This is a genomic window from Mangrovibacterium marinum (assembly GCF_003046625.1).
GTDB classification, from domain to species: Bacteria; Bacteroidota; Bacteroidia; order Bacteroidales; family Prolixibacteraceae; genus Mangrovibacterium; species Mangrovibacterium marinum.
The window spans coordinates 1-25764 of record NZ_QAAD01000034.1 but is presented as its reverse complement, the minus strand read 5'-3'; the positions used below and the strand labels follow the sequence as shown (position 1 = coordinate 25764).

The 25764-nt window shown below is 47.3% G+C and carries 18 protein-coding genes and 1 other RNA gene; 18 read left to right on the top strand and 1 reads right to left on the bottom strand.

Features of this window, described 5'->3' with window-relative positions; genetic code table 11:
• The first annotated feature begins 512 nt into the window (after window positions 1-512).
• The 18 genes from C8N47_RS18715 to C8N47_RS17800 all read left to right on the top strand — a co-directional run bounded on the left by C8N47_RS18715 (window position 513) and on the right by C8N47_RS17800 (window position 24766).
• Window positions 513-926, top strand: coding sequence for a hypothetical protein (locus C8N47_RS18715; protein WP_146161571.1), 414 nt, complete (start codon window positions 513-515; stop codon window positions 924-926).
• A 16-nt stretch (window positions 927-942) separates the two neighbouring features.
• Window positions 943-2385 carry an alpha-L-fucosidase gene (locus C8N47_RS17885; protein ID WP_107823944.1) on the top strand — a complete coding sequence of 481 codons (1443 nt, stop codon included), beginning with the start codon at window positions 943-945 and terminating at the stop codon, window positions 2383-2385.
• Between the two features lie 25 nt (window positions 2386-2410).
• Window positions 2411-3868, top strand: coding sequence for an alpha-L-fucosidase (locus C8N47_RS17880; protein ID WP_107823943.1), 1458 nt, complete (start codon window positions 2411-2413; stop codon window positions 3866-3868).
• A gap of 111 nt (window positions 3869-3979) precedes the next feature.
• A complete protein-coding gene (locus C8N47_RS17875) occupies window positions 3980-5089 on the top strand; it encodes a sugar-binding protein (protein WP_211316203.1) in 1110 nt (369 codons plus the stop codon).
• A gap of 6 nt (window positions 5090-5095) precedes the next feature.
• Window positions 5096-6163 (top strand): family 10 glycosylhydrolase, encoded by a 1068-nt coding sequence (locus tag C8N47_RS17870; protein ID WP_107823942.1) that lies wholly within the window; start codon window positions 5096-5098, stop codon window positions 6161-6163.
• Window positions 6164-6191: 28 nt separating this feature from the next.
• Window positions 6192-8414, top strand: coding sequence for a GH92 family glycosyl hydrolase (locus C8N47_RS17865; protein WP_107823941.1), 2223 nt, complete (start codon window positions 6192-6194; stop codon window positions 8412-8414).
• A gap of 33 nt (window positions 8415-8447) precedes the next feature.
• Window positions 8448-9338: an ROK family protein gene (locus C8N47_RS17860; protein ID WP_107823940.1), complete on the top strand. Its 891-nt coding sequence runs from the start codon at window positions 8448-8450 to the stop codon at window positions 9336-9338.
• 293 nt (window positions 9339-9631) lie between these two features.
• Window positions 9632-10831, top strand: a complete 1200-nt coding sequence (gene trpB / locus C8N47_RS17855; RefSeq protein WP_107823939.1) for a tryptophan synthase subunit beta — start codon at window positions 9632-9634, stop codon at window positions 10829-10831.
• Window positions 10832-11331: 500 nt separating this feature from the next.
• A complete protein-coding gene (locus C8N47_RS17850; RefSeq protein ID WP_245915754.1) occupies window positions 11332-13260 on the top strand; it encodes a S9 family peptidase in 1929 nt (642 codons plus the stop codon).
• Window positions 13261-13455: 195 nt separating this feature from the next.
• Window positions 13456-14460, top strand: a complete 1005-nt coding sequence (locus tag C8N47_RS17845) for a glycoside hydrolase family 43 protein (RefSeq protein WP_107823937.1) — start codon at window positions 13456-13458, stop codon at window positions 14458-14460.
• 365 nt (window positions 14461-14825) lie between these two features.
• The gene (locus C8N47_RS17840) at window positions 14826-16175 is read left to right on the top strand and encodes a voltage-gated chloride channel family protein (protein WP_107823936.1); all 1350 of its coding nucleotides are present in this window, start codon (window positions 14826-14828) and stop codon (window positions 16173-16175) included.
• A 101-nt stretch (window positions 16176-16276) separates the two neighbouring features.
• Window positions 16277-16810 (top strand): GNAT family N-acetyltransferase, encoded by a 534-nt coding sequence (locus C8N47_RS17835; RefSeq protein WP_107823935.1) that lies wholly within the window; start codon window positions 16277-16279, stop codon window positions 16808-16810.
• Between the two features lie 281 nt (window positions 16811-17091).
• A complete protein-coding gene (locus C8N47_RS17825; RefSeq protein ID WP_107823933.1) occupies window positions 17092-17820 on the top strand; it encodes a DUF4956 domain-containing protein in 729 nt (242 codons plus the stop codon).
• An 18-nt stretch (window positions 17821-17838) separates the two neighbouring features.
• Window positions 17839-18540: a DUF2490 domain-containing protein gene (locus C8N47_RS17820; RefSeq protein ID WP_107823932.1), complete on the top strand. Its 702-nt coding sequence runs from the start codon at window positions 17839-17841 to the stop codon at window positions 18538-18540.
• Window positions 18541-18556: 16 nt separating this feature from the next.
• Window positions 18557-20332: a carbohydrate-binding domain-containing protein gene (locus tag C8N47_RS17815; protein ID WP_107823931.1), complete on the top strand. Its 1776-nt coding sequence runs from the start codon at window positions 18557-18559 to the stop codon at window positions 20330-20332.
• A gap of 414 nt (window positions 20333-20746) precedes the next feature.
• A complete protein-coding gene (locus C8N47_RS17810; protein WP_245915753.1) occupies window positions 20747-21316 on the top strand; it encodes an RNA polymerase sigma factor in 570 nt (189 codons plus the stop codon).
• A complete protein-coding gene (locus C8N47_RS17805) occupies window positions 21294-22154 on the top strand; it encodes a FecR family protein (RefSeq protein ID WP_107823929.1) in 861 nt (286 codons plus the stop codon). The genes C8N47_RS17810 and C8N47_RS17805 overlap by 23 nt, the downstream gene beginning before the upstream one ends.
• An 80-nt stretch (window positions 22155-22234) precedes the next feature.
• Window positions 22235-24766, top strand: coding sequence for a TonB-dependent receptor domain-containing protein (locus C8N47_RS17800; protein WP_170111442.1), 2532 nt, complete (start codon window positions 22235-22237; stop codon window positions 24764-24766).
• Here the strand turns inward: C8N47_RS17800 and rnpB are convergent.
• Window positions 24766-25180: RNase P RNA component class A (gene rnpB / locus C8N47_RS17795), an RNA gene on the bottom strand. The genes C8N47_RS17800 and rnpB overlap by 1 nt on opposite strands.
• Window positions 25181-25764 lie beyond the last annotated feature (584 nt).

Sequence of the window (25764 nt, the reverse complement as noted above, 5' to 3'; positions counted from 1 at the left end):
ACCGGCTATAATTTCCGCCATCATTTTGGCGCCAACTGACTGATCCTCCACAACATTGATCGGGAGTTTCTCAACTGATCTTTCGATGTAACTTAGGCTGTAACTCATAACTGTCAATATTTTATATTGCTGTTTCCAGACTCTTTTGTTATTTAGATTTCTTCAAAACTAAGTATACTTTTTTAAAAAGAAATGGTTTTTATCCAAAAAATGTGCCCGCACACATAAAATTAACACAAAAAATAGTGTCCGCACACATTAAATAACACAATCCACAACTTAAGGTTTAACCAAACGCGCCAACAAACAAGTATTTTGATCCCCACGAAAATTGCAGAACAACAAAATCTGCATCTCCAATAAGGTCTGATGCAAGCCACTCAAAGCAAGCCGCCTCATCCCACTACCATAAACCGACTCCTTCCTCCGACACAAAAAACGATCAACCATCCCCTTCGGGCGATATTCCAATCACCAACATCTGACTAAAACCCCAGATCAATCTATTTCCATTGAAAACCACAACGCCATTAACCGGACACAGCCGAAGCCCCACCCCTATTCCTGCAAAAATTTCAGCGAAAAATCGCGCCATAAATTCAAGGACAGACAGCCGAACCGACAAGAAAAAGAAGAGCGGACTACAAACCAGGGAACATCCTCCAGGATCAAAGCGCATCCTCAATAACGACATGCAAAACGACCTTAATAGTGTGGTAACGGCAACACCCGGAGATTTAGCCGGTGCGCTTCCAATTCCGGCAAAGGCAGCCATCCCATTCATAATCAGGACAACTATTACCCCCAAATATCTACCTGGAATTAAAAAAAAATGTGTTTTTAGCAAAAAATGTGTGCGCAAACATTATATTTGTGGTATCGGGAATTTAGCCGGTGAAGGATCGCAAAAGAAATCGAGTTCTTAATTTAAGATATTATCCTATGAAAAAATTATTCCTATCCGCCTTATTTGCAGCGACTCTGCTATCGGGAGTCCGCGCACAGGAATTAGGTATTCATCCGCAGTCGCATGAATACGAATGGCCCAAAGACAAACAAGTACTTGCCAAGCTGGACCAATGGCAGGATTTGAAATTCGGAATGATTATCCACTGGGGGCTTTACGCAGTTCCGGGAATCATTGAATCATGGGAGCTTTGTTCCGAAGATTGGATCAACCGTCCCGACAGTATGACTTACTGCGGCTACAAAAAATGGTACTGGGGGCTGAAAGATCAGTTCAATCCGGTTAATTTCGATCCGGACCAGTGGGCACAAGCCGCCTCCAATGCCGGCATGAAATACCTGGTATTTACCACCAAGCACCACGACGGCTTCAATATGTTCGACACCCAACAAACAGATTACAAAATCACCAATGGCCCCTTTGCGGGCAATCCGAAGGCTAATGTTGCCAAATATGTTTTTCAAGCATTCCGGGAACAAGGATTTTGGATTGGTGCTTATTATTCGAAACCCGACTGGCACAACCAGGATTTTTGGTGGGATAAATATGCTACCCCAAACCGCAACGTAAACTACGACATTCGCAAGTTCCCGAAAAAATGGGATAATTACAAAACATTCGCCTACAATCAAATCAGCGAGCTGATGCACGATTACGGGCAGGTGGATATTCTGTGGCTCGACGGAGGTTGGGTGCGCCCGAAAGAAACAGTTAATGAAGAAGTCCTTTCGTGGGGAGCTCCGATCCCGGAATGGGATCAGCAAATTGACATGCCCAAAATTGCGACCATGGCCCGCGAAGCACAACCAGGCTTACTAATTGTTGACCGTACCGTGCACGGTCCTTATGAAAACTACCAAACTCCCGAACGCGCCATTCCCGAGAAACAACTTCCCTACCCTTGGGAAAGTTGCATCACCTTGGGCAACAACTGGGGATTTGTTCCCAACGAGCATTATAAAAGCCCGACGACAGTCATTCATGATTTAACTGAAATTGTAGCCAAAGGTGGAGCACTGCTTCTGGGCGTAGGGCCTAAACCGGATGGCACGCTGGATCCGGAAGCTGTGAAATTAATGGCTGAAATCGGAAGCTGGATGGACGCCAATGGCAAAGCGATTTACAACACACGCATTACACCGGTTTACGAAGACGGCAACACCTACTTTACAGCAAGTAAAGATGGAAAGAAAACTTACGCTATTGCCTGCATCGAAGAAGGAGCCAAAGTGCCTTCAACCATAAAATGGAAAGGAAACATCCCGGCCAAAGGCTCTAAAATGACCTTGCTGTCGGCAAACAAAACAGTGCGATGGAAAGTGGTAAACGATGAAGTCGTTGTTACGATTCCCGCTTCTTTCCGCTCAAAGAACGCCGCTTATCCCGCATTAAGCTTCGAGTTCAACGCCAGCAAATAAACAATAACAAACAGTACCAAAAATCATGAACACAACATTCAAAAACAGTATCAGCATATTGGCTCTGGCCTTTGCACTGTTATCATGCCAGCATAAAACCGTCGCGCCACCAACAGCTGTTGGCCCGGTGCCTGACGAACGTCAGTTAGCCTGGCACGAAATGGAGTTAAACGCCTTTATACATTTCACCATCAATACTTATACCGGCAAGGAATGGGGATACGGCAACGAATCGCCCGCCTTGCTGCATCCAACCGAATTTGATGCCGAGCAATGGGTATCAACACTCAAGGACACCGGATTTAAAGGTGTAATCTTAACCTGCAAGCACCACGATGGCTTCTGTTTGTGGCCTTCGGAATATACCGATCACGACATTGCTCAAAGTCCGTTTCAGGATGGGAAAGGTGATATCGTGAAAGCTGTATCAGACGCCTGCCACAAGTTTGGCTTGAAATTCGGGGTCTATATGTCGCCCTGGGATCGCAACCGAGCCGATTACGGTCAGCCTTCTTATGTGGAATATTACCGCAATCAGTTGAAAGAACTATTCACCAACTACGGGCCTGTTTTCGAAATGTGGTTCGACGGAGCCAATGGTGGCGACGGCTACTACGGCGGTGCCAACGAGATGCGCAAAATCGACCGCAAAAGCTACTACGACTGGCCTGCGACACTGGAGATGGTGCACAAAATTCAACCGGAAGTGCTATTTTTCAGCGATGGTGGCCCCGACTTGCGCTGGGTAGGCAATGAAGAAGGACGTGTTAACCCAACCAACTGGAACACGATTACTGCAGATACCCTGTATGCCGGGAAAGCCGGAATCAGCGGTTTGCTGGAAACAGGTGCCGAAAACGGCGCAGATTGGGTGCCGGCCGAAGTTGATATCTCCATCCGTCCGGGATGGTTTTACCACCAGGAGGAAGATTCCAAAGTAAAAACCCCCGAAGAACTGTTCAATATTTACATGAGCTCGGTAGGCCGCGGTTCAACCCTGCTGCTGAACATCCCGCCGGATCAACGTGGTTTGTTCCACGAAAATGATATTGCTTCGCTGCAGGGATTTCGCAAGCTCTTGGACGAACGTTTCGGAAACAACCTGGCGAAAAACGGCCAAGCCACAGCCACCGAAACACGTGGTAATGCTCCTCAGTACGCCGCCTCAAACGTATTGGATGAAGATGCCGACAGCTACTGGGCAACCAACGACAGCACAACAACAGCAAGCCTTGAAATTGAACTCCCGGAAGCGAAAGAAATCAAGTACATTCAGCTTAGCGAGTATATCAAGTTAGGCCAGCGCGTAAAAGCCTTTAATGTTGAAATTCTTCAGGACAATGCTTGGGTGAAGGTAGCCGAAGAAACAACCATCGGTTACAAACGTATCTTAACCATCGACCCGGTGGTTAGCACAAAAGTCCGGATTAACATTGAAGCGGCCAAAGCCTGCCCGCTAATCTCGAACGTGAGCCTTTACTAAGGCAGGCTTCAAAAAGCCATACTGAAAACATGAAAAACAATCTCAATTATCAAACAATTGCTTCCCGGCCAACCGGATCCGGGAAGCTTGAATCGTAGCGAAGAGAAAAGAATGCTAAAAACAATTCCATACCTGTTTGTTTTAACGCTGGTACTTTGGGCATCCGCGTGTGTTGCCCAATCACCGTGGACAAAATACGAACAGCTGTTTCAGCCTGCAAAACATTACCTCGGCTATCGGGTTGCCGAAAAAATCACCATTGACGGGAAAGCTTTGGAAAGCTCGTGGACTAAAGCGGAATGGTCGGACGACTTTGTAGACATTGAAGGAGACAGAATGCCTGCACCGCTTTACCAAACCCGCATGAAAATGCTGTGGGATCAGGACTATCTGTATATCCTGGCACAGCTCGAAGAACCCAATATTTGGGCCTACTACGACCAACGGGACATGATTGTGTACCACGAAAACGACTTTGAAGTGTTTGTTGATCCCAACGGAGATGGCATCAACTACTTCGAGTACGAAGTGAATGCACGGAACAACCTGTTCGATCTGTTTATGTCGAAATCGTACCGCTCGGGTGGTCAGGCCTTGCTCAGCTACAATTCGCTTGGTTTTGAAAGCGCGGTCAGTATCGACGGCACAATCAACAATCCGGCAGACACCGATCATCATTGGACTGTAGAAATCAAAATTCCGTTCTCCGAGCTGGCTATCTGGGGCGATGCCGTTGCTCCTGCCGACGGCGACCAATGGCGCATCAACTTTTCGCGTGTAAACTGGCAGACTGAAGTCACCAATGGCAAATACCACCAGAAGAAAAACCCGGAAACCGGAAAATCCTACCCCGAATACAACTGGGTATGGAGTGCTCCGGGAATTATCAGCATGCACGCTCCCGAGCGTTACGGACTACTTCAGTTTTCAACCAACACAGTAGGCGAACAACCGGTAGCTTTCAGCCATCCTCAGGATCAACAGTTGCGCGACTGTTGCTGGTTAGTGTTTTACTACCAACAGGCATACCGAGCCGAAAATAAGCGTTTCGCCACATCACTGAAAGAATTAAATCTGCCCGTTAAGCTGGAACGTAATGGCCGCAGCTTCCAGGTCAATTTATCGGCCAGCCCGCAGCAGTTTACCGTTTTCGTAAGCGACGACGATGGTCAAACATACACACTGAACAACGACGGTCTCATTCAGGCTGTCAACAAATAAGCAAGCATGAATAAACGTGATTTCTTAAAGACAAGTTTACTGGCCGGTGCCGGAATGATTGCAGCACGATGTGCACCCGCAAAACCAGCCGTTTCGTCGCAACAATCGGGCTACAAACACTGGGTATGGGAAAATCCAAACGAAAAAGAAGATGCCGATTCGCTGCTGGCTAAATATCAAAAATATTACGCTGCCGGCATCCGGGGAATGTTCTTCGAAGCCGACAGTGAAAAGCATTTCCGCATAGCCAAACAAGCCGGCTTGGAAACACATCGCTGGATGTGGACCATGAACCGCGGCGAAAAAGAACTGCGCGAGCAACATCCCGACTGGTTTGCCGTGAGCCGCAACGGGCAGTCCTGCGCAACCAATCCGCCTTATGTGGATTATTACCGCTGGCTGTGCCCCTCGAAACCCGAAACACAAAACTACCTGCGCGAGCGGGTCACCGAGATTCTGGAGAAAGATTATGTGGATGGCATTCACCTGGACTATGTGCGCTATTGCGATGTAATTTTACCGGTCGATTTATGGCAAAACTACGGCATTGTTCAACAACAGGAATTGCCGGAATACGACTTCTGCTACTGCGACAGCTGCCGCAGCAAATTCAAGGCCGAACACGGTGTTGATCCGCTTGATCTGGAATATCCCGATCAAAGCTTGTCGTGGCGCAACTACCGCTACAACCGGATTACGACCATTGTCAATCAACTGGCGGAAATAGCCCATCAAAAAAATAAAAAAATAACGGCCGCGGTATTCCCCACCCCCGAGGTTGCCCGTCGCATTGTCCGTCAGGACTGGACAAACTGGAATCTCGATGGCATTTGCCCGATGATTTACCACGGCTTCTATCGCGAACAAGTAAGCTGGATCGGCGATGCCGTCAAGGAAGGCATCCACTTTTTATGCGACCGCTTTCCGCTATACTCGGGCCTATTTCTCCCCAATTTTAAGGATATGGACGAGCTGAAAAGCGGCATCAACTATGCCCTTGACAACGGTGCCGGAGGGGTATCGCTTTTTGGCGATGTGAACGATGAAGTACTGGCCATATTGGCGCAGTTTTAAGTAAAAAACTCAAACAAAAGATAGAACCATGAGAGAAACAATCAAGAAATTGACTTTAGCAGCCTGCTCGGTTGCCCTGTTGGCCTCCTGCGGCAACCAACCGCCGAAAGAAACACAAGCCCCGGCGGACTTAACCCAATATGTTGATCCGTACATCGGAACCGGCTTCCACGGACACGTGTTCTTAGGTGCCAATGTCCCCTTCGGTGCTGTACAACTCGGCCCGTCGAACATCACTCAGGGATGGGACTGGTGTTCCGGTTATCATTATTCCGATTCAACGCTGATCGGCTTTGCCCACACGCACCTTAGCGGAACCGGAATCGGCGACCTGGGCGATATCGTTTTGATGCCCGTTACCGGCGATTATAAAATAGAACTGGGAACACCGGAAAAACCCGAAGACGGATACCTGGCCTTATACACCCATCAGGATGAAACTGCCAAAGCCGGTTACTACGCCGTTAATATTGACCGCTATCAGGTTAAAGCCGAGCTTACGGCCACCGAGCGCGTTGGTATTCACCGTTACGCTTTTCAGCCCAATGCTGATGCGCATATCATCGTAAACCTGGAACGTGGTATTGGCTGGGATGCTCCTGTTGAAGGGCAGTTGCAGCAAGTAAACGACACCCTGGTTACCGGTTACCGCTTGTCGAAAGGGTGGGCTGTTGATCAACGCATCTATTTTGCAGCTGTTTTCTCGCAGCCGCTAAAAAACCTGAAGCTTTACGGCGACAACAAAGAACAGACTGAAGCTACAGCCGAAAAGCTGAAAGCCGACCTGGACTTTGGCAGCCTGGCTGATGGGTTGATTGAAGCCAAAGTTGCAATCTCGCCCGTCAGCGTTGCCAATGCTTTAGAAAACCTGACAGCAGAAGCTCCAAACTGGAATTTCGACCAATATGTGGCCGACGCGAATGCCCGGTGGAACGATGAACTGGCAAAAGTTACCGCCAAATCAGCCGACCCGGCAGTACTGACCAAGTTCTACACGGCTCTTTATCACACCATGATTGCCCCCTCGGTATTCCAGGATGTAAACGGCGACTACCGCGGTGCTGATGGCAAAACATACAACGACAAATCATTCACCAACTATACCACGTTCTCGTTGTGGGATACCTACCGGGCCAACCACCCGCTGTTTACCATCACGCAACCCGAGCGCGTAAACGACTTTGTGAACACCATGCTTCATATCTACCAGCAACAGGGCGAACTTCCGGTTTGGCATTTGGTTGGCAACGAGACCTACTGTATGGTAGGCTACCCCGGCGTTCCGGTTGTTGTTGATGCTTACCGCAAAGGCTTCACCGGCTTCGATGCCAACCTGGCTTGGGAAGCAGTGAAAAATACGGCCATGGGCGACGGACGCGGTATCGACCTGGTAAAAAAATACGGCTACATGCCAGCCAACAGCGATGTTGAAACCGTTGCCAAAGGTTTGGAATATGCTGTAGCCGATGGCTCAATCGCTTTGATGGCAGAAGACATGGGCAAAAGCGACGACGCTGAATATTTCAAAAAGCGTGGTGAAAATTACAAAAACTACTTCGACCCCTCTGTGGGCTTTATGCGTGGCCGTGTGTCGGACAGCGAATGGCGCACACCTTTCGATCCCTTCCACGCCAAGCACCGTGCCGACGACTTCTGCGAAGGAAACTCGTGGCAATACACCTGGCTGGCTCCCCAAGATGTACAAGGCTTGGTTGAGCTGATGGGCGGTCGCGAAAAATTTCTGGCTAAGCTCGACGAGTTTTTTGTTGCCGAGGGAGATATGGGCGAACATGCCTCAAACGATATTACCGGCTTAATTGGGCAATACGCTCACGGTAACGAACCCAGCCACCACATTAGCTACTTGTATGCTTTGGAAGGTCAGCCCTGGAAAACCGCACAACTGGTGCGTAAAATCATGTCGGAGTTCTACACCACCAAACCCGATGGTTTAATTGGCAACGAAGACGTGGGCCAAATGTCGGCCTGGTATGTGTTGTCGGCCATGGGATTCTACCAGGTTAACCCGGCTGACGGAAAATTTGTCTTCGGAAGCCCCGATCTGGATGAAGCAGTCATCAAGCTTCCCGAAGGAAAAACCTTCCGCATTACAGCAAAAAATAACAGCTCAGAGAACATCTATATCCAATCGAAAAGCTTGAACGGCCAGCCTTACGATAAGCCTTATATCAGCTACGAGGATATCATGGCCGGAGGCGAGTTAGTTCTCGAAATGAGCCGAGAGAAATAAGAAACTGAATTTATTGACTTAAAGAAACTGTGTATGTTGTCTGAAAAAATTGTAGGGATTGATATTGGCGGCACTAAAATTAGCATTGGCCTTTTAGTGAACGGCAAAATTGAAGAGTTTGTGAAACTGGACACTCCTGCCACTGGCACCAAAGAGGAAGTGATGCAGCAAATTGTGAAGGGCGTTGAAAGTCTGAACGGCTACCAGGATGCCATGGGTATTGGCATTGGCGCTCCCGGATTGATTGACGAAGAAGAAGGCGTGATCTTTTCAGTAACCAACATTCCGTCCTGGCGCGAAGTACATCTGAAAGCATACCTGGAAGATCACTTCAAAAAACCGGTTTACATCACCAACGATGCCAACTGCTTTGCCATTGGCGTAAAAATTTACGGTGAAGGACAAGCCTTCAAAAATGTGGTTTGTCTGGCCTTGGGAACCGGCGTTGGTGCCGGCATCGTTATCGACGGATACCTGTACTCCGGATCAGTTGCCGGAGCCGGCGAAGTCGGTGGTCTCCCCTATCTGGATGCCGACTTTGAAACCTACTGCAGCGGTAAGTTCTTCCGCCTGATTAATAAGGTTGACGGACAAAGCGTGTACGAGCGAGCCAAACAAAACGATCCGGAAGCCTTAAAACTGTTTGCCGAGTTTGGGCATCACGTGGGCAACCTGATTAAAACGAGCCTGTTTATCCTGGCTCCCGAGGCGGTAATCGTCGGTGGTTCGGTCAGCAATTCTTACGAGTTCTGGAAAGACGCGATGATGGAAACCGTGCAAACATTCCCGTACAAAAAGGTGATTGAAAACTTTAAAGTGATGAAAACCGAGCTGAAAGACATTGCCGTGGTTGGCGCTGCAGCACTTTTCAAAAACCGTTACGAACAAGATCAGGCTAAAGCCCTAACAAGCAAAGCCCTCTAAGATATTTAAACGTAATAACCTGAACCATTTTAATCCATGAAATGTGCTCGCCGGATTCGTTCGGCAGCACATTTTTTCGTTTAGCCCCCCCCGGATTCCCCTCAATCCTCCGGTCTCGGCCCGGCATCGATCAATACGGAGAAAGCCGATTGTCGCTGCAAGGCTTTCCGTTCCCCACTTCCCCCACACGAAACGATTCTGTCTGCAAATCCACGACAAATCTTCATTTCTGAAACCGATGAAAGGATAAAACATTAAATTCGTAAGTTCATTTTTTGAAAAAATAGAAACTTATGAGAGACTACTTTAAACAATATCCCACGAAAGACGGATTTTACAAAGAGTATGGTGGTTCGTTTATTCCACCCGATTTACAGGTCGAAATGGATAAAATCACCAATGCCTATCACAGCATCAGTAAATCGCACAATTTCATTTCCGAACTGCGCAGCATTCGCAAGCATTTTCAGGGCCGACCAACGCCGGTGTATTATTGCCAGAACCTGTCGGCCAAGTACGGCGGCCGTATCTACCTGAAACGCGAAGATCTGAACCACTCGGGAGCGCACAAGCTGAACCACTGCATGGGCGAAGCTTTGCTGGCCAAATATCTGGGCAAAAAGAAACTGATTGCCGAAACCGGTGCCGGACAACATGGTGTGGCGCTGGCCACAGCTGCGGCCTATTTCGGGCTGGAGTGTGAGATCCACATGGGCGAGGTTGATATTGCCAAGGAACACCCCAACGTGGTACGCATGAAGATTCTGGGCGCAACGGTTATTCCGGTTTCTCACGGCCTAAAAACCCTCAAAGAAGCGGTTGACTCGGCCTTCGAAGCCTACCTGAAAGATCCGGTCAACTCGATTTATTGCATCGGTTCGGTGGTTGGACCACACCCCTTCCCCATGATGGTGCGCGACTTTCAGCGCGTTGTCGGCATCGAAGCGCAGGACCAATTCTTCGAAATGACCGGCGAAAACCCCGACCATGTGGTGGCTTGCGTGGGTGGCGGTAGTAATGCCATGGGTATGTTCTCGGGCTTTCTGCACCTCGACGATGTTCAGCTGCATGGTGTGGAGCCCGGCGGAATCTCCAACAAAGTGGGCGACCATGCCAGTACGCTGACCTACGGTACACCGGGTATGATTCACGGGTTTAAATGCTACACCCTGCAGGATGAAAAAGGAGAACCTGCCCCGGTTTATTCGGTGGCCAGCGGACTCGACTATCCGGGAGTAGGCCCCGAACACAGCATGCTGAAAGATCTGGAGATGGTAAACTACGGTGTTGCCAACGACCAGGAAGCCATCGATGCTTTTTACGAGCTTAGCCGCCTGGAAGGAATCATTCCGGCACTTGAAAGCGCCCATGCCGTAGCTTATGCCTTGAAACTGGCCAAAGAAAACCAGCAGCAATCCATCCTGATTAACCTCAGCGGACGCGGTGACAAAGACATCGACTTTGTCGTTGAAAAATATGGCTTACCCGATTAAGCAGACCAATAAATCACAGCATAAGAAGTCCGGTTTTGCCGGACTTTTTTGTTTCGTTTTTGTATCAAAAAAACCGAGACCAGCCAATTACAACTCGTACTTTTTAGATATCCGTACACGGAGCTAAAAAATTCCGATTTCATCCGATTAAGAACAGCATGATTTCGGATCAAACGCAAGGCCGCTCGCAAGCCCCCGCTGCTTTTTAGCCTTACACTTCATCTTTCGAAGGCCAAAGCTCGCCGGTTGATTTCCGTCTTGTTGAAGCGAAGTTCTCCCCGAATAGCCTTCACCACGGCTGGATATTTCCGGACATCAACCTGTGCGGCCAACGATTACCGAATTTCCGCGTCTACGGTAACTCCCCTCAGCATAAAACGTAGACAACCAATGCAAAACAAATCGGAACCTTTGCCGATTAACAAAACCCGCTGACTGGCTCCATGGAAAACAAGTGCATACTATTTTCAATATTTCATCCATTCCTAAAACAATTCATCATGAAACATTCTTTATCCCTGGCACTCGTGACGATGCTGATCCTCATGATTTGTGCATGTTCCAACCGACAAAAAAAGGCTGAACCACAAACAGCTGAACCGGTTGCGATGGAAGACTTTTTTAAAGATCCCGACAAAGGGCAGTTTCGCATATCGCCCAACGGTGAAATGATCATCTACATGGCACCATACAAAGGCCGTAAAAATGTGTTTGTTCAAAAGCTGGGCGACACTATTGCCACACCCATCACCGAAGAAACCGAACGAAGCGTTTATAACTGTTTCTGGGAAAGCGACGACCGGATTGTTTATGCCAAAGACAAAGGAGGCGACGAAAACATTCACATCCTATCGGTAAAACCCGACGGCACGGGCCTTACCGACCACACCCCCTTCGAGGGTGTACGTTCGGGCGTTCTCGATATTCTGGAAGACAAACCCGATGAAATGCTTATTTTGAACAACAAACGCAATCCGCAAATCTTCGATGTTTATCACCTGGATACTAAAAATGACAAGATGACCATGGTGGCTGAAAACCCAGGCAATATTACCGGATGGATCACCGACCACGACGGGAAAATCCGCGCAGCCATTACCACCGACGGCGTAAACACCAGCCTCTTGTTCCGCGAAACCGAAAAAGCACCGTTCAAAACGGTCTTGACAACCAATTTCAAGGAAACCCTTCAACCCTATCTGTTTACTTTCGACAACAAAAACCTGTACTGCGCCTCCAACCTGGGACGCGACAAAACTGCACTGGTTGAATTTGACCCGCGCGAAGGGAAAGAGCTACGCGTGATCTACGAAAATCCGAAAGTGGATATCAGCGGCTTGGATTACTCGCGCAAACGGAAAACACTGACCGTGATCAACTACCAAACCGATAAGCCTCAAAAGTTTTTCCTGGATGATGAAGCCAAAGCAATTGACGAGAAAATTCAGGCTAAAATTCCGGGATACACCTTCCTGGTTACCCGAAAAAATAAAAATGAAGACAAACTGTTGGTTTATGCCTACAGCGACCGCTACTTTGGCGGCTATTATTTCTACGACGTCAATACCGATCAATTTGAAAAGCTGGCCGACTTTATGCCGCAACTCAAGGAAGACAACATGGCCGAGATGAAACCCATTGCATACCGTTCGCGCGATGGATTGACCATTCATGGTTACCTGACCATTCCCAAAGGTGTTGAAGCGAAAAACCTGCCCACGGTGATCAATCCGCATGGCGGCCCCTGGTACCGCGACAGCTGGGGATTTAACCCCGAGGTGCAGTTTTTGGCCAATCGCGGTTATGCGGTGTTGCAAATGAATTTCCGCGGATCAACCGGCTATGGCCGCGAATTTTGGGAGAGCTCCTTTAAACAATGGGGACGCAGCATGCAGGACGATATCAGCGATGGCGTGCAGTGGTTGATCGACCAGGGCATTGCCGATCCGCAACGCATTGCCATTTACGGCGGAAGTTATGGCGGCTATGCCACCCTCGCCGGCATTACACTCACTCCCGAGCTCTATGCCTGCGCGGTAGACTATGTGGGCGTAGCCAATATGTTCACCTTTATGAATACCATCCCACCCTACTGGGAACCTTACCGCAAAATGTTTTACGAAATGGTAGGCGACCCGCAACAGGACAGCCTGATGCTGGCTGAAGTATCGCCGGTTTTTCATGCCGACAACATCCAATGTCCGCTGCTGATTGCGCAGGGAGCAAACGACCCGCGCGTAAACAAGGACGAATCGGACCAGATGGTTGAAGCCTTGCGCGCCCGGGGCATTCCGGTTGAGTACATCATGAAAGAAAACGAAGGCCATGGCTTCTACAACCAGGAAAATCAGTTCGAGTTTTACGGTGCCATGGAGCAATTCTTCGACAAGCATCTGAAAAACAAAGGTGAACTTTCAACTGAAATGTAAGCCAACTAAGTTGAAGCAAAGCGCAGTTTTCGCACTTGTGCTTTGCTTCAACTCATTCCCCAACTCCCCAATATCCAACGCTGATGAATGATCAGTCCCGGTTGACAGACCTACCGCACAGATGGCAAAACGTCGACATTTATTATATTTGGCTTGAATTTTGATTCAAAATCCTCCATAACTTAAAAAAGAACGATGAAACTATTACAAATTACTACGCTGGCGATCATCCTGCTTGGACTCACCATCGCCGGCCATGCCCAATCACTTCAGTTTAATAATCCGCTTGCACTGGAACGTGCCGACCCCTGGGTGTACAAAAGCGACGACGGAACTTATTACCTGATTGCAACCGTTCCGGAATACGACCGCATTGTGATGCGGAAAGCCAAAAGCATCAATGGCTTAAAAGATGCCGCGGAAAAGGAACTTTGGCATAAACATGCCGCCGGCGTCATGGGGCACCATATATGGGCTCCCGAGCTGCACCGCATCGATGGCAAATGGTACATTTACTTTGCTGCCGGCGAGGCCGAAAAAATCTGGAACATCCGCATGTGGGTGTTGTCAAATGCGTCGGATGACCCGATGCAGGGCGAATGGAAAGAAGAAGGACAAATAAAAACACAGCAAGAGTCATTCTCGCTTGATGCCACAACATTCGAGCACCAAGGGAAACAGTATCTGATCTGGGCCCAAAATGTGCGCGGCAAAGATCAAGGAACAGCACTGGTTCTATCCGAAATGAAAAACCCAACAACACTCACCGGCCCCGAAGTGGTGATCACCGAGCCGGAGTTTAGCTGGGAGTGCATGAAGTACAAAGTGAATGAAGGTCCTGCTGTACTCAAAAAGAACGGCAAAATCTTCGTGAGCTACTCCGCCAGTGCCACAAACCATAACTATTGCATGGGCTTGTTGTGGATTGACGAAGATGCCGACATCCTGGATGTTTCGAACTGGCATAAATCACCCGGCCCGGTGTTCTACACTAACGAAGATGTGAAACGATACGGCCCCGGCCACAACTCGTTCACCACGGCCGAAGATGGCAAAACCACCATCATGATTTATCATGCCCGCGACTACAAAGAGATCAAAGGACACGAGCTGTCGGATCCCAATCGTGCCACACGAGCCCGCGTGGTGCAATGGACCGAAAGCGGCTTCCCCGATTTTATGCAATATGAAGGTGACTAAAACCACCCATAGACTTTAGCTATGCCAATAGCACTCAAGGCGCGAATCGTAAGGTTCGCGCTTTTTTTGTATAAGTCTTACTACACAGAGGTGCTAAGTCGCAATACCCGTAACTGGTTTTGATTAGATGTAGAATGACAACACGACAAGCAAAAAACCGCGCCTTTCACCGCTGTTGAAGATCCACTCGGAGTCTTTAAGCTATTTTGCTTGCGCTTTGCCCATTACCCTCGCATAGTCTTTCGTTTTCATTAAATCGACCGACATAACAGTTTTACATAGCCAATATGAAATGATACCCGAATAATTCGTGTAATTTTACCGTTCATCAAAAAAACAAGGAAGAATACCATAAACAGCTGCTTATGCCCTTCAAAGTCAAACGCCATCTCGATCAGTTTTACATTCTGAAATATGTGCTCAAATGGTTTATGCTGACCCTCCCGGTTGCCGCCATTTCGGGGACGCTGGTTGCCATCTTCCTGTTTTTGCTTGAACTGGCCACCCAAACGCGCTGGCAACAAGGCTGGCTGTTGTATCTGCTTCCTGTTGCGGGTATCGCTATCGTTGCCTTATACCGGTTCAAAGGCAAAAACGCCGAAGCCGGCAACAACCTGGTTGTCGACGAAATTCATAAACCCGGTGGTGGTATTCCGGCGCGCATGGCACCTTTTGTGTTAATCACAACCGTCGTAACCCATCTGTTTGGAGGATCGGCCGGCCGAGAAGGTACAGCCGTGCAAATTGGCGGTAGTATGGCCGCCTTTGTGGGCAAACTGCTGAAGCTATCGAAGGAAGATACCCGCATTTTATTGATCTCGGGGGTTGCTGCCGGCTTTGGTGCCGTTTTCGGCACACCCATTGCCGGAGCCATCTTTGCCCTGGAGGTACTGGCTTTCGGAAAAATTAAATACGATGCACTTTTCCCGGCCCTCTCCGCTTCCATCATGGCCGATATCATCTGTTCATCCTTTGGAATTACCCATACGCACTACCATGTCGATTTTCACGATCACGTACAATCGTCCTTTTCCTTTTTGCATTTCGACCTGAAGCTGATTTTCTTCGTTATTATCGGAGGAATTTTCTTTGGTTTGGCCGGCAACGCTTTTGCCTACCTGACACACGAAATCAAAGACCTGGCCAACAAATTCATCAAACACAAATTGCTCATTCCTGCTATCGGTGGTCTAATCGTCATTGGCATGACCTTCCTTTTGGGCACCCGCGACTACCTGGGCATTGGCGTAACCACAGCCGACGGCAGCGGTGTTAGCCTGGTCAATGCCTTCAAAACCGATGGCGTTGATTTAATGAGCTGGTTGTGGAAACTTGTTTTCACCGCAGTAACATTGGGAACAGGTTTTAAAGGTGGTGAAGTTACCCCGCTGTTCTTCATCGGCGCTACCCTCGGCAATACCATCGCAACGCTAACGGGCAATCCGGTTGATTTGTTTGCAGCAATAGGTTTTATCGCGGTCTTTGCCGGCGCGACCAATACGCCCATGGCCTGTACGCTGATGGGCGTTGAACTGTTTGGTGGCGAACATATTCTGTACTACGCCATCGCCTGCTTCATTGCCTACTATTTCAGCGGAAACTCGGGGATTTATTCATCGCAACGCCTGGGTGTATCCAAAGGTGATTTTCGATATAAAACCGAAGCCAACCAAACCCTGAGACAAATCTGGGAAACCAAAAAAGGGAAAAAGTAAGGAACAGCTTTGATTGCCCGGGAAGATTAACGCCTAAAATTTGGAACCTTAACTAAAATTTTCCGAACTTAGATTATAGTTAATGGTTTAAAACGGAAACGATGAAGGTACAGATCCGGCAAGAAACAGAAGCTGATCACCAAGCTGTTTTCAACTTGGTAAAAGCGGCTTTTGAACGTATGGAGATCAGCGAACACAATGAACAGCTGATTATTGAACGACTGCGCCAAAGCCCTTCTTTTGTGCCCGAATTATCGATGGTTGCCTGCCTGGACGACGGAACCATCGTTGGCCATATTCTACTGACCAAAATTACCATCGAAGACCAGGAAAAATCGTACCCGTCGCTGGTGTTGGCTCCTGTTTCTGTTTTACCAGACTATCAGCACCAGAAAATTGGCAGCCAGCTGATTGTTGCGGCACAGAACAAGGCGCTCGAGATGGGCTATACCTCCATCGTTTTGGTTGGCCACGCCCATTACTACCCGCGCTTTGGCTACGAGTTATGCCGCCGCTTTGGAATTAAAATGCCTTTCGATGCGCCCGACATTAACTGTATGGCTATTGAGCTGATTCCTGGTGCTCTGGAACACGTTCAGGGATTGGTTCATTTTGATCCGGTATTTTTTGAATAAAGAGACTGGCTCCGACTTGTCGTTTTTTGTTTTCTACTTGCTCCGCTGAAAGCCTGCCCGGTGCACCTTCTGTTCCGGAAGTCCAAGTCGTTGAACATCCCGCGCTGTGCCCTTTGCGCTAACCCAAAAGCCTGTTTCCCCATCCAACTATATTTCACGCCACCAAAAATGAAAAGAATGCCTCTGATCAGCGGCAAAAAAATATCAATCAACAGGTAGGGGCTCCGAAACATTTAATGGATTTGTAATAAAATCAGCAACGAAAACTTTGCACCACAGAAATGGAAAATACGCTTGAATACTTATTACAAACTGAAAATCTGTTAGACATTGAGCAAGTCGCACAAAAAGTATTGCCAGATCCATCGGAAACCATCAGCCTTATCGAGCAAAAACCCTACCTGGGGCTGCTGCTGTTTTTTGGTTTGAACTTTATCGTTACCGGTGTTATCATGGGGTATTTCTACTATCGGAAAACCCACCGACGTGATTACTTATTTACCTTTTTAATGGTCAGTTCAACCATTTTCCTGATGGTTTACCTGCTCGAAAGTGTCAAAATAAAGGTCGGCTTTGCTTTAGGGCTTTTTGCCATCTTCGGAATCCTTCGTTACCGCACCGATTCACTTCCGGTTCGGGAAATGACCTACCTGTTTGTGATCATCGGTATTTCGGTGATTAATGCACTGAGCAACGGCACCAACAGTACGCAAGAGCTTTTGATTACAAACGTCATCTTTGTGCTGTTAACCTGGTTAATGGAAACCAAACATTTACTCAAGCATACTTCAAGCAAAGCCATCATCTACGAACGAATCGATTTGTTACCCCCCGACAAGCAGGAGGAGATGCTGAACGACCTGAAGACACGAACCGGGCTAAATATCAGTCGCTTTGAAGTTGGCCAGATCGACTTCAAAAAGAAGGTTGCCCATATTAAAGTATTCTATCCGGGCAATGGCGAAACAAACAGTTCGGACAATATGAAGATTAATCAATTTCCCCTCTAATAAAATCATCACAACCTTATGAGAAAACCGCATTTTTGGGCATTCGTGTTCGCAATACTCTTTTTGCCAAACAAAGCCAGGTCGCAGGAAAACGATTTAGGCGGGTGGGCTGAATTTGAGCTAAAAAAGGAAATTAAAGACTGGAGTTTTTCGGTCGGCGAAGAAGTTCGAACCATGGACAACATGACTGATCTGTACGGACTTTACACCTCCTTGGCGATCGACTATAAACCGTTGAAACACCTGGAGTTTGGCACCAGCTACCAGTTCATTCTTTTTAACGATACGGAATATGATGATCTTCAATCGCGCCATCGATTAAACCTTCACACAACAGGAGATCTGAAATGGAATCGCTTTAAGTTTAGCTTACGCGAACGCTTTCAAATGACCTTTAAAGACGAAACGGTGCACGATTATAAAATGAATCCGAAGAACAAATGGCGAAACCGCTTCGAAGTCGAGTACAATATTCCGAAATCGAAAATCACACCTTCGTTCTCAATGGAAACCCACTATCAGCTCAATAATCCTGATGGGAATAAATTTGATAAACTACGCTACAAACTAGCGGCTGAATACAAAATCAACAAGCATAACAAGTTCAAACTATACACCCAGTTCGATCACGAAATCAATGTCAACGATCCGGTCGACAGAACAGTTATCGGCTTTAGCTACAAATTAGAACTGAACAACCGAAAGCATAAAAAAGAATAACTCAAAACCCAAATAAATGAAAACACAACATCTGTTTTTTACGATCCCACTGTTGTTTGCATTGCTGTTTTCGTGTACCAAAAGCACGAATGAAGCGTCGCAATCGGGCAATGAGGACGAAGAAGTAACCGTGGTTGATACTGAAACCGGCAATGCCGAAGATCACGAAGATGCAACCGATTATACCTGGGACGGCGAATCGGCTACCGCAATCGTATTAAACACCACTTCGATAACGGTAAGCGGCGACGGAGCTACCGCCAATGGAACAACTGCAACGATTACCGCTGCCGGAACTTACCTTGTTAGCGGAACATTAACAAACGGAAAAATCATCGTTGATACCGAAGCCGAAGAAGCCGTAAAAATCGTGCTGAACAGCGTAAATATAACCTGCTCGAACAGTGCTCCAATTGCCGTGATGAGTGCTGAAAAAGTGGTTGTCATTTTGGCCGACGGAACAGAAAACTACCTCACGGACGGCTCTTCATACAGTTTCTCCAGTTCTGACGAAGATGAACCGAATGCGGCTCTGTTTAGCAAAAGTGACCTTTCGATTTCGGGTAACGGTTCGTTAATTATTGACGCCAACTACAACGATGGCATCGCCAGTAAAGATGGATTAATCATTGCCAGCGGAACAATTCAAATCAATGCCATTGACGATGGAATTCGGGGAAAAGATTATTTAGTCATCGAAAGCGGAACAATCGATGTCACCGCCGGCGGAGACGGTTTTAAATCCGACAACGATGAAGACGACGCCAAGGGCTACATTTCAATTGAGAGCGGAACGATTACAATAACCTCGGGTAACGACGCCATGCAAGCAACCACCGATTTGCTGATTACCGACGGAACCTTCAACCTGAAATCGGGCGGAGGCAGCAGCAGCTATGCAAGCAGCAGCGAATCGGCCAAAGGACTAAAAGCCGATGTGAGCATCGTAATCGAAACCGGCGATTTTACCATCAACTCTTCGGACGACGCCATCCATTCGGGCTACCTGATCTCGCTGAATGACGGAACATACAACATTGCCAGCGGCGACGATGGTATTCATACCGACAATACAGTCAACCTGAATGGCGGAACCATCAACATTAGCAAATCTTACGAAGGCATTGAAGGCCCTTACATCAATGTGAATGGCGGAACGATCTATGTTACGGCATCGGATGATGGCTTAAATGCCTCGAAAGGCAACGGTGGCGAATCGGACGACAGTAGCTTGCTGGATATTACCGGAGGCTATCTTGTTGTAACACCACAAGCCGACGGCTTGGACAGTAACGGTAAAATTACCATCTCGGGCGGTACCGTATTGGTACACGGCGCAAGTTCATCGATGGAAGTGGGCGTTGATGTAAACGGAACCTTTACCATCTCGGGCGGTTTTATCGCCATTACCGGCCCTAATTCGAATATGACCGAAACACCATCGTCATCATCAAGCCAGTATTCTGTTCTGGCACGATTAGGCTCAACCAAAAGCTCAAGCACGCTTTTCAACATCCAGGATGCTCAGGGTAACGACCTGATCACCTTTCAACCGTCACGGTCGTATTACACCGTGCTGTTTTCATCATCCGAACTGGCAAACGGATCAAGCTACTATATCAACACAGGAGGATCGTACAGTGGCGGAACAGAATTAGACGGTTTATACACCGGAGGAACGTATTCCGGTGGTACTCAATACACCTCTTTCACGATATCGAGCGCGGTAAGCACCGTTGGCTCGGGCAGCGGAACGACCGGCCCGGGAGGGACTGGTCCGGGAGGAAGATAGCGATTCACCCCGGGAGGCTGCCAATTTAAAGATTGCTGCAGCCTCTCTTTTTCGGTGAAAGTCCACCGCGCAGAGACACGAAGGCGGCCATGTCAATAGCTGGTTCTGATTAGACGAGGAACGACAACCCGACAACTTTTGAAAACAACGACAACAGCCTGGTCGAAAAATAGTAAACGTTCATCCCTGTTGGAGGTTCTCCGGAATCATGAAGGATTTTTCTGACACACAGGCATCAAAAAGTAGGGTAAGCGCTCCGTTTACGGGAATTATAAAAAACGCAAATGGAAAATAATCAGTGCGAAACACACAACCACCACCATGGGCCATAATTGAAGGCAAAACGTCGCCTTAACAAAATTCTTTCCACAAAAATCAGTTATATTTGACATCAAACATGCAAATCTAACCCAATTGACAACGGAAGAATTTACACAGCTTTTCGATTTGTACTTCAACGATATTCGGAAATACCTTTTGTATCGTTCGGGCGACGAAACAATCGCGACCGACATCGCGCAGGATGCCTTTATGCGGATTTGGGAAAAACAGATGGTTATTGAACAGAAAACAGCCAAAAACCTGCTGATTAAAATTGCCCGCGATTTATACATCAACAGGTACCATAAAGAGAAAAAGGCCTTCCGTTTTTTCGAAACCTATCAGATTGATGAAAAAGGATTAACACCTGAAGATCAACTCAATTTCGAAGCACTGAAGGAAGCTTACGAAAATGCCCTGAAGACGATGCCGGAAAAACAGCGGGAAGTCTTTCTGATGAGCCGTATCGATGAGCTGAAATATAAGGAAATTGCAGATCAGCTCGGGCTAAGCGTGAAAGCCATTGAGAAACGCATGAGCCTGGCGCTGGCGCACTTAAAAACGCACTTACGCGATCAAGTAAACCATATTGTACTCTGGTTTACGCATCTCTTTTTTTGCATCACAACAATTAAAAAACGTGAAGGCAGATCAATCACATAAAGACCATCAAGCTGTAGACAACCACAGCAAGTCGTTTTTCTCGGGCGGTACATTCCGCTGGGGAAAAAGCCAGGACCAGATCAGAACGGAGCTATTGCATAAAATTGCAGATGCTCCTATCGTTCGTCGACTGCCGGTAGCTCGCTTATCAATTGCCGCGACCATTATCGTGTTGGCAGCCGTCACATCTTTCCTGCGCTTCTACTCAACAACAATCACTGTTCCTGCCGGCAAGCACCAAACAGCCATGCTGCCCGACGGCTCACAAGTTGAGTTAAATGCCGAGTCGGAATTAACGTATTACCCTTTGTGGTGGACATTTCAACGCACACTTAAGTTTGAAGGCGAAGGATTCTTCAAGGTTGAAAAAGGAAAGACGTTTTCGGTATCCTCAGCTCTCGGAACCACTCAGGTACTGGGAACAAGCTTTAATATATTTAGTCGCGAAGAAGTTTACCGGGTTACCTGTGTTACCGGCAAAGTCCGTGTTGGTAACTCGCCGGACAATCAAGTCATTTTGTTGCCTAACCACCAGGCAGAGATATTGGAAAATGGCCAAATCCGTTTAAACAAACAAGTTGACCTGACAACCGAGATTACCTGGAAAAACAATATTTTCCTGTTTACAGCAACCCCAATTCGCCAGGTATTTAAAGAAATTGAGCGACAATATGCCGTCACAATTGAGCTGGAAGCAAACACGCATGACTTATATACCGGCAATTTCAACAGAACTTCAAAAATTGAAGAGGTATTAAGTTTTGTATGCCCCGCAGCAGGCTTGAAATTCGAGAAGAAATCAGCAAATGTATATCTCATAAGGAACGCTTGGGAATGATCAGAGGAACGCTTTGTATATTGTTTCTTTTGCTGGTGTTAACCAGACTTGCTCAACCTGATCGGCCAATATCGGTCAACGTGAAAGACAAGCCGCTAAATGAGGTTTTACATCAACTGCGTGATCAATATGGCCTTCAACTGTCTTATACCGAAAACGAACTTTCGAAATATAAAGTAAGCGTTCAGAAGCAATTTGAAACAGATGAAGAAACGCTCAATTTCCTGCTAAACACACTTCCATTCCGATTGAAGAAAGCCGGGAAGGTCTTTATTATCATTCCCTTGAAAAAAGGAAAAACCGGGCAAAAGAGCGACGTTCATATATCCGGACAGATTGTCGAAAGCGGAACCCGGGAGCCTCTCTCCTATTCCAACATCATCATTAATAAAAAAAAACTGGTTGCCGACGTAACCGGTTCGTTTAATTTTATCGCATCAGCTGACAGCTCTTTTCACCTTCAAATTTCGCATCTGGGTTATTTTGTTTTTGATACAGTTCTTTATACCGGTATTGATCAACATTTCACACTAAAACCCTCAATTACACCGCTACCGGAAATAAAGGTACAAAACCGACCGATCGATCGCTCAACCCTGATTGGCGACATAGCAGGCAATATGAAGATCAATCACAACATTGCCCAGTATCTGCCGGGACAGGGCGACAACTCCATCTTTAACCTGCTGCGCTTAATGCCAGGCATTCAGGCAACAAACGAGCAAAGTGCCGATTTGCAGCTTTCAGGTAGTCAGGAAGGTCAAAGCCTGATGACCTTCGATGGCTTTACCTTATTTGGGTTGAAGAATTACAACAATAACATCAGTATCATCAACCCATTCCTGGTCAAAAACATCAACATCTACCAAGGTAGTTTTCCGGCACAATATGGCAACCGCGTGGGTGGCCTCGTCCAGATGATCGGGAAAAACGGGTCGCTGCAGAAACCAACTTTCAGCTTCAACCTGAATGCAACAACCGTGAATGGAATGGCAGAGCTACCGCTATTCCGAAAGTCGTCGCTCGTTATCGCCTACCGACAAACCTACTACAACCTCTACAACTCCAACAATTTCAACATTTATGCACCAACGCACTCGAAAAATGAGACCACAAGAACCCCGGTAAATTTTAACACCAACCTTAATGGCTTCGATGTTTATCCGGACAACTACCGCTACCGGGATTTCAATGCGAAATACACCATCAACCCCAATAAAAACGATCAGCTTTATTTTAGCCTCTACCTCGGTGGCGATAAATACCGCCTAACAACACTTAAAGAACTCAAGCCGTCTAATTCAGAAGATCCTCCGGAAACACGAAATCCTTTGCTGGTCGACTTTTCGGACAGGGAGAAAAACAGCCAGGACGGTTTTTCAGCTTTTTACAGTAAGAAATGGTCTGCAAAAATCAGTTCCGAGTTTCTGTTTTCAAGATCATCCTATTCACGCGAAGCATTTCAAAATACGCAAGCCCAAGCCGAAAACACCACAACGGCGAACACTGGCAACGAATTGGAATTCTCAAACACTGCTAAAGAATACAGCTTCAGAAATGAAAACAGAATTAACCGAAAAGACGGGAAAGAACTGACTTTTGGAGCTGGCTTTTACACTAACAAGGCGAGCTTGGTAAATATTAACAGCTATGGCGATTCGCTAAACCTAAATAGCGAGCAACAGTTTAGCAACACACACCTATACGCCTTTGTGAAAGAGCATTTGCCGATTGGTAAAAAGCTAATCATTGACGGGGGGATTCGTTTTCTGGTTGCTAACGATGGCAACAAATTCATTGCAGAACCGCGGTTTAGCATGCAGTATAAATTTACCGAAAACCTGAAGTTAAATGTAGCCGGTGGTCGCTACCATCAGTTTATGTACAAACTGGCTCATGTCGATCGCGACAATAACTACAATTACTTCTGGGTTACCAGTGCCAACTCGGTGCCGGTGTTGAATGCAACGCATTATTGCCTGGGACTGAACTATTACAAAAATTCGTTCACCGCCAATGTTGAGAGCTACTACAAAAAAACGAATAATCTAAGCAGGCAAGTCTTTGAGCAACATCAGAATGCCGTACCCGGATGGAATTCAGCCTATATCAATTATACGGGCGACGCCAAAGCTTACGGTATCAGTACCTATTTGCGAAAGGATTTCGGCAATCAAGCGATATGGACAAGCTACAACTGGAGCAAAGCATTGGAGCGACTGGCCAAGGAAGGCGATGCACTTCCGGGCTATGTGCCGGCAATTAATGACCAGCGACACGAGTTCAAAATTGCAGCCTTATTGAACTACAAGCGTTTTTATTTCTCCTCTGATTTTGTTTATGGCTCCGGCCAGAAACTAATCCGCCAGGCATTCCCGGACAATGACGTTTCCACCGACTACCAACGAGTGGACCTGGCTTTAACCTACAAATTGAACTGGGAAAAATCGAAAACCGAATTTGGAGTTTCGGTACTGAACATTTTCGACCGGAAAAACCTCTCGTACAACCATCTGCGAAGTATAAACTTATCGCCCGAGTTTAATGTGGTTAAAGTTTATACCAATGCTGTACCATTAACGCCAACTATATTCTTGAAAATTGTATTCTAAAAAAATGCAGACCTGTAAGCCGGGTTCTGTACTCAACCGAAGCTGAGCTTCTATCATTTATCTGGCCGCAACATTGCTGTTACGATCTAGCAACCTACCCCTCACGACTCCCGAAACAAGTTCGGGACTGCCCCGAAGGACAGAACAGGGCGGGCAACCCTGCCGGCATAAAGCCAACCGTGATATATTTGGTCTTGCAACCCATGAGGCGTACGGCTTCCGGAGTCGCCCCCGGAACCGGTGAGCTCTTACCTCACCTTTTCACCCTTATCCGGCAGAAGCCGGACGGTTATTTTCTGTTACGCTGAAACAAGCTTTCACCCGTCTTCCCGTTAGGAAGCATGGCGCCCTGCGTTGCCCGGACTTTCCTCAATCCCAACACAAGGTCGGGACAGCGATAGAACGGTCTGCGGCGCAAAGATAGTAATGAAAACGGAAAAATAATACCGGCCGTGTGCTGCCTCACAAACAGGCGGACGGAAACCTGCCCCTGGATTGGAAAGAGCAAGTTGAAATTCTGTTTGCATTTCGAAAAGCTGCGAAGTCGGAACCAGGCATCGGGAAACACGTCGCAGGGCTGCAAAGTAAAACAGGACGGCCAGAATGGGTTTCGAAGATTTTCGAAATCGATTTGAACGATCAGGATTGACTCCGAAAACTGCTGAATGAAAACCAATGGCCAACCTGCCCTCCGAAATTATTCGGGATCAAAAAGAACCGTCGTGAATCCTTCCGCCAAGTTTCGAAGCCGAAAAAAGCCGCCTGGGCGCAAGCCCAGGCAACCAAACTAAACTCTAAACTATTGAGAAAAAAACTATCGGTATATTTTATCTAAATCAAAATAGCTATTAATCTTCCAGTTTATCGGCCACTTTGGGCTTCAGGCTGAACAGCTGCAAAGCCACGGCCAGTGCTACGGGAATCGCCAGAAAGGCCATATCGTGCCCCAGGTTACCATCGTCGGTTGATTTACCCAGCCAACTGGTGATGAAGGCGCC

Coding starts and splice junctions, on each gene's coding strand:
- C8N47_RS17885 (WP_107823944.1), top strand. CDS start 943: ATGAAAAAATTATTCCTATCCGCCTTATTTGCAGCGACTCTGCTATCG.
- C8N47_RS17880 (WP_107823943.1), top strand. CDS start 2,411: ATGAACACAACATTCAAAAACAGTATCAGCATATTGGCTCTGGCCTTT.
- C8N47_RS17875 (WP_211316203.1), top strand. CDS start 3,980: ATGCTAAAAACAATTCCATACCTGTTTGTTTTAACGCTGGTACTTTGG.
- C8N47_RS17870 (WP_107823942.1), top strand. CDS start 5,096: ATGAATAAACGTGATTTCTTAAAGACAAGTTTACTGGCCGGTGCCGGA.
- C8N47_RS17865 (WP_107823941.1), top strand. CDS start 6,192: ATGAGAGAAACAATCAAGAAATTGACTTTAGCAGCCTGCTCGGTTGCC.
- C8N47_RS17860 (WP_107823940.1), top strand. CDS start 8,448: ATGTTGTCTGAAAAAATTGTAGGGATTGATATTGGCGGCACTAAAATT.
- trpB (WP_107823939.1), top strand. CDS start 9,632: ATGAGAGACTACTTTAAACAATATCCCACGAAAGACGGATTTTACAAA.
- C8N47_RS17850 (WP_245915754.1), top strand. CDS start 11,332: ATGAAACATTCTTTATCCCTGGCACTCGTGACGATGCTGATCCTCATG.
- C8N47_RS17845 (WP_107823937.1), top strand. CDS start 13,456: ATGAAACTATTACAAATTACTACGCTGGCGATCATCCTGCTTGGACTC.
- C8N47_RS17840 (WP_107823936.1), top strand. CDS start 14,826: ATGCCCTTCAAAGTCAAACGCCATCTCGATCAGTTTTACATTCTGAAA.
- C8N47_RS17835 (WP_107823935.1), top strand. CDS start 16,277: ATGAAGGTACAGATCCGGCAAGAAACAGAAGCTGATCACCAAGCTGTT.
- C8N47_RS17825 (WP_107823933.1), top strand. CDS start 17,092: ATGGAAAATACGCTTGAATACTTATTACAAACTGAAAATCTGTTAGAC.
- C8N47_RS17820 (WP_107823932.1), top strand. CDS start 17,839: ATGAGAAAACCGCATTTTTGGGCATTCGTGTTCGCAATACTCTTTTTG.
- C8N47_RS17815 (WP_107823931.1), top strand. CDS start 18,557: ATGAAAACACAACATCTGTTTTTTACGATCCCACTGTTGTTTGCATTG.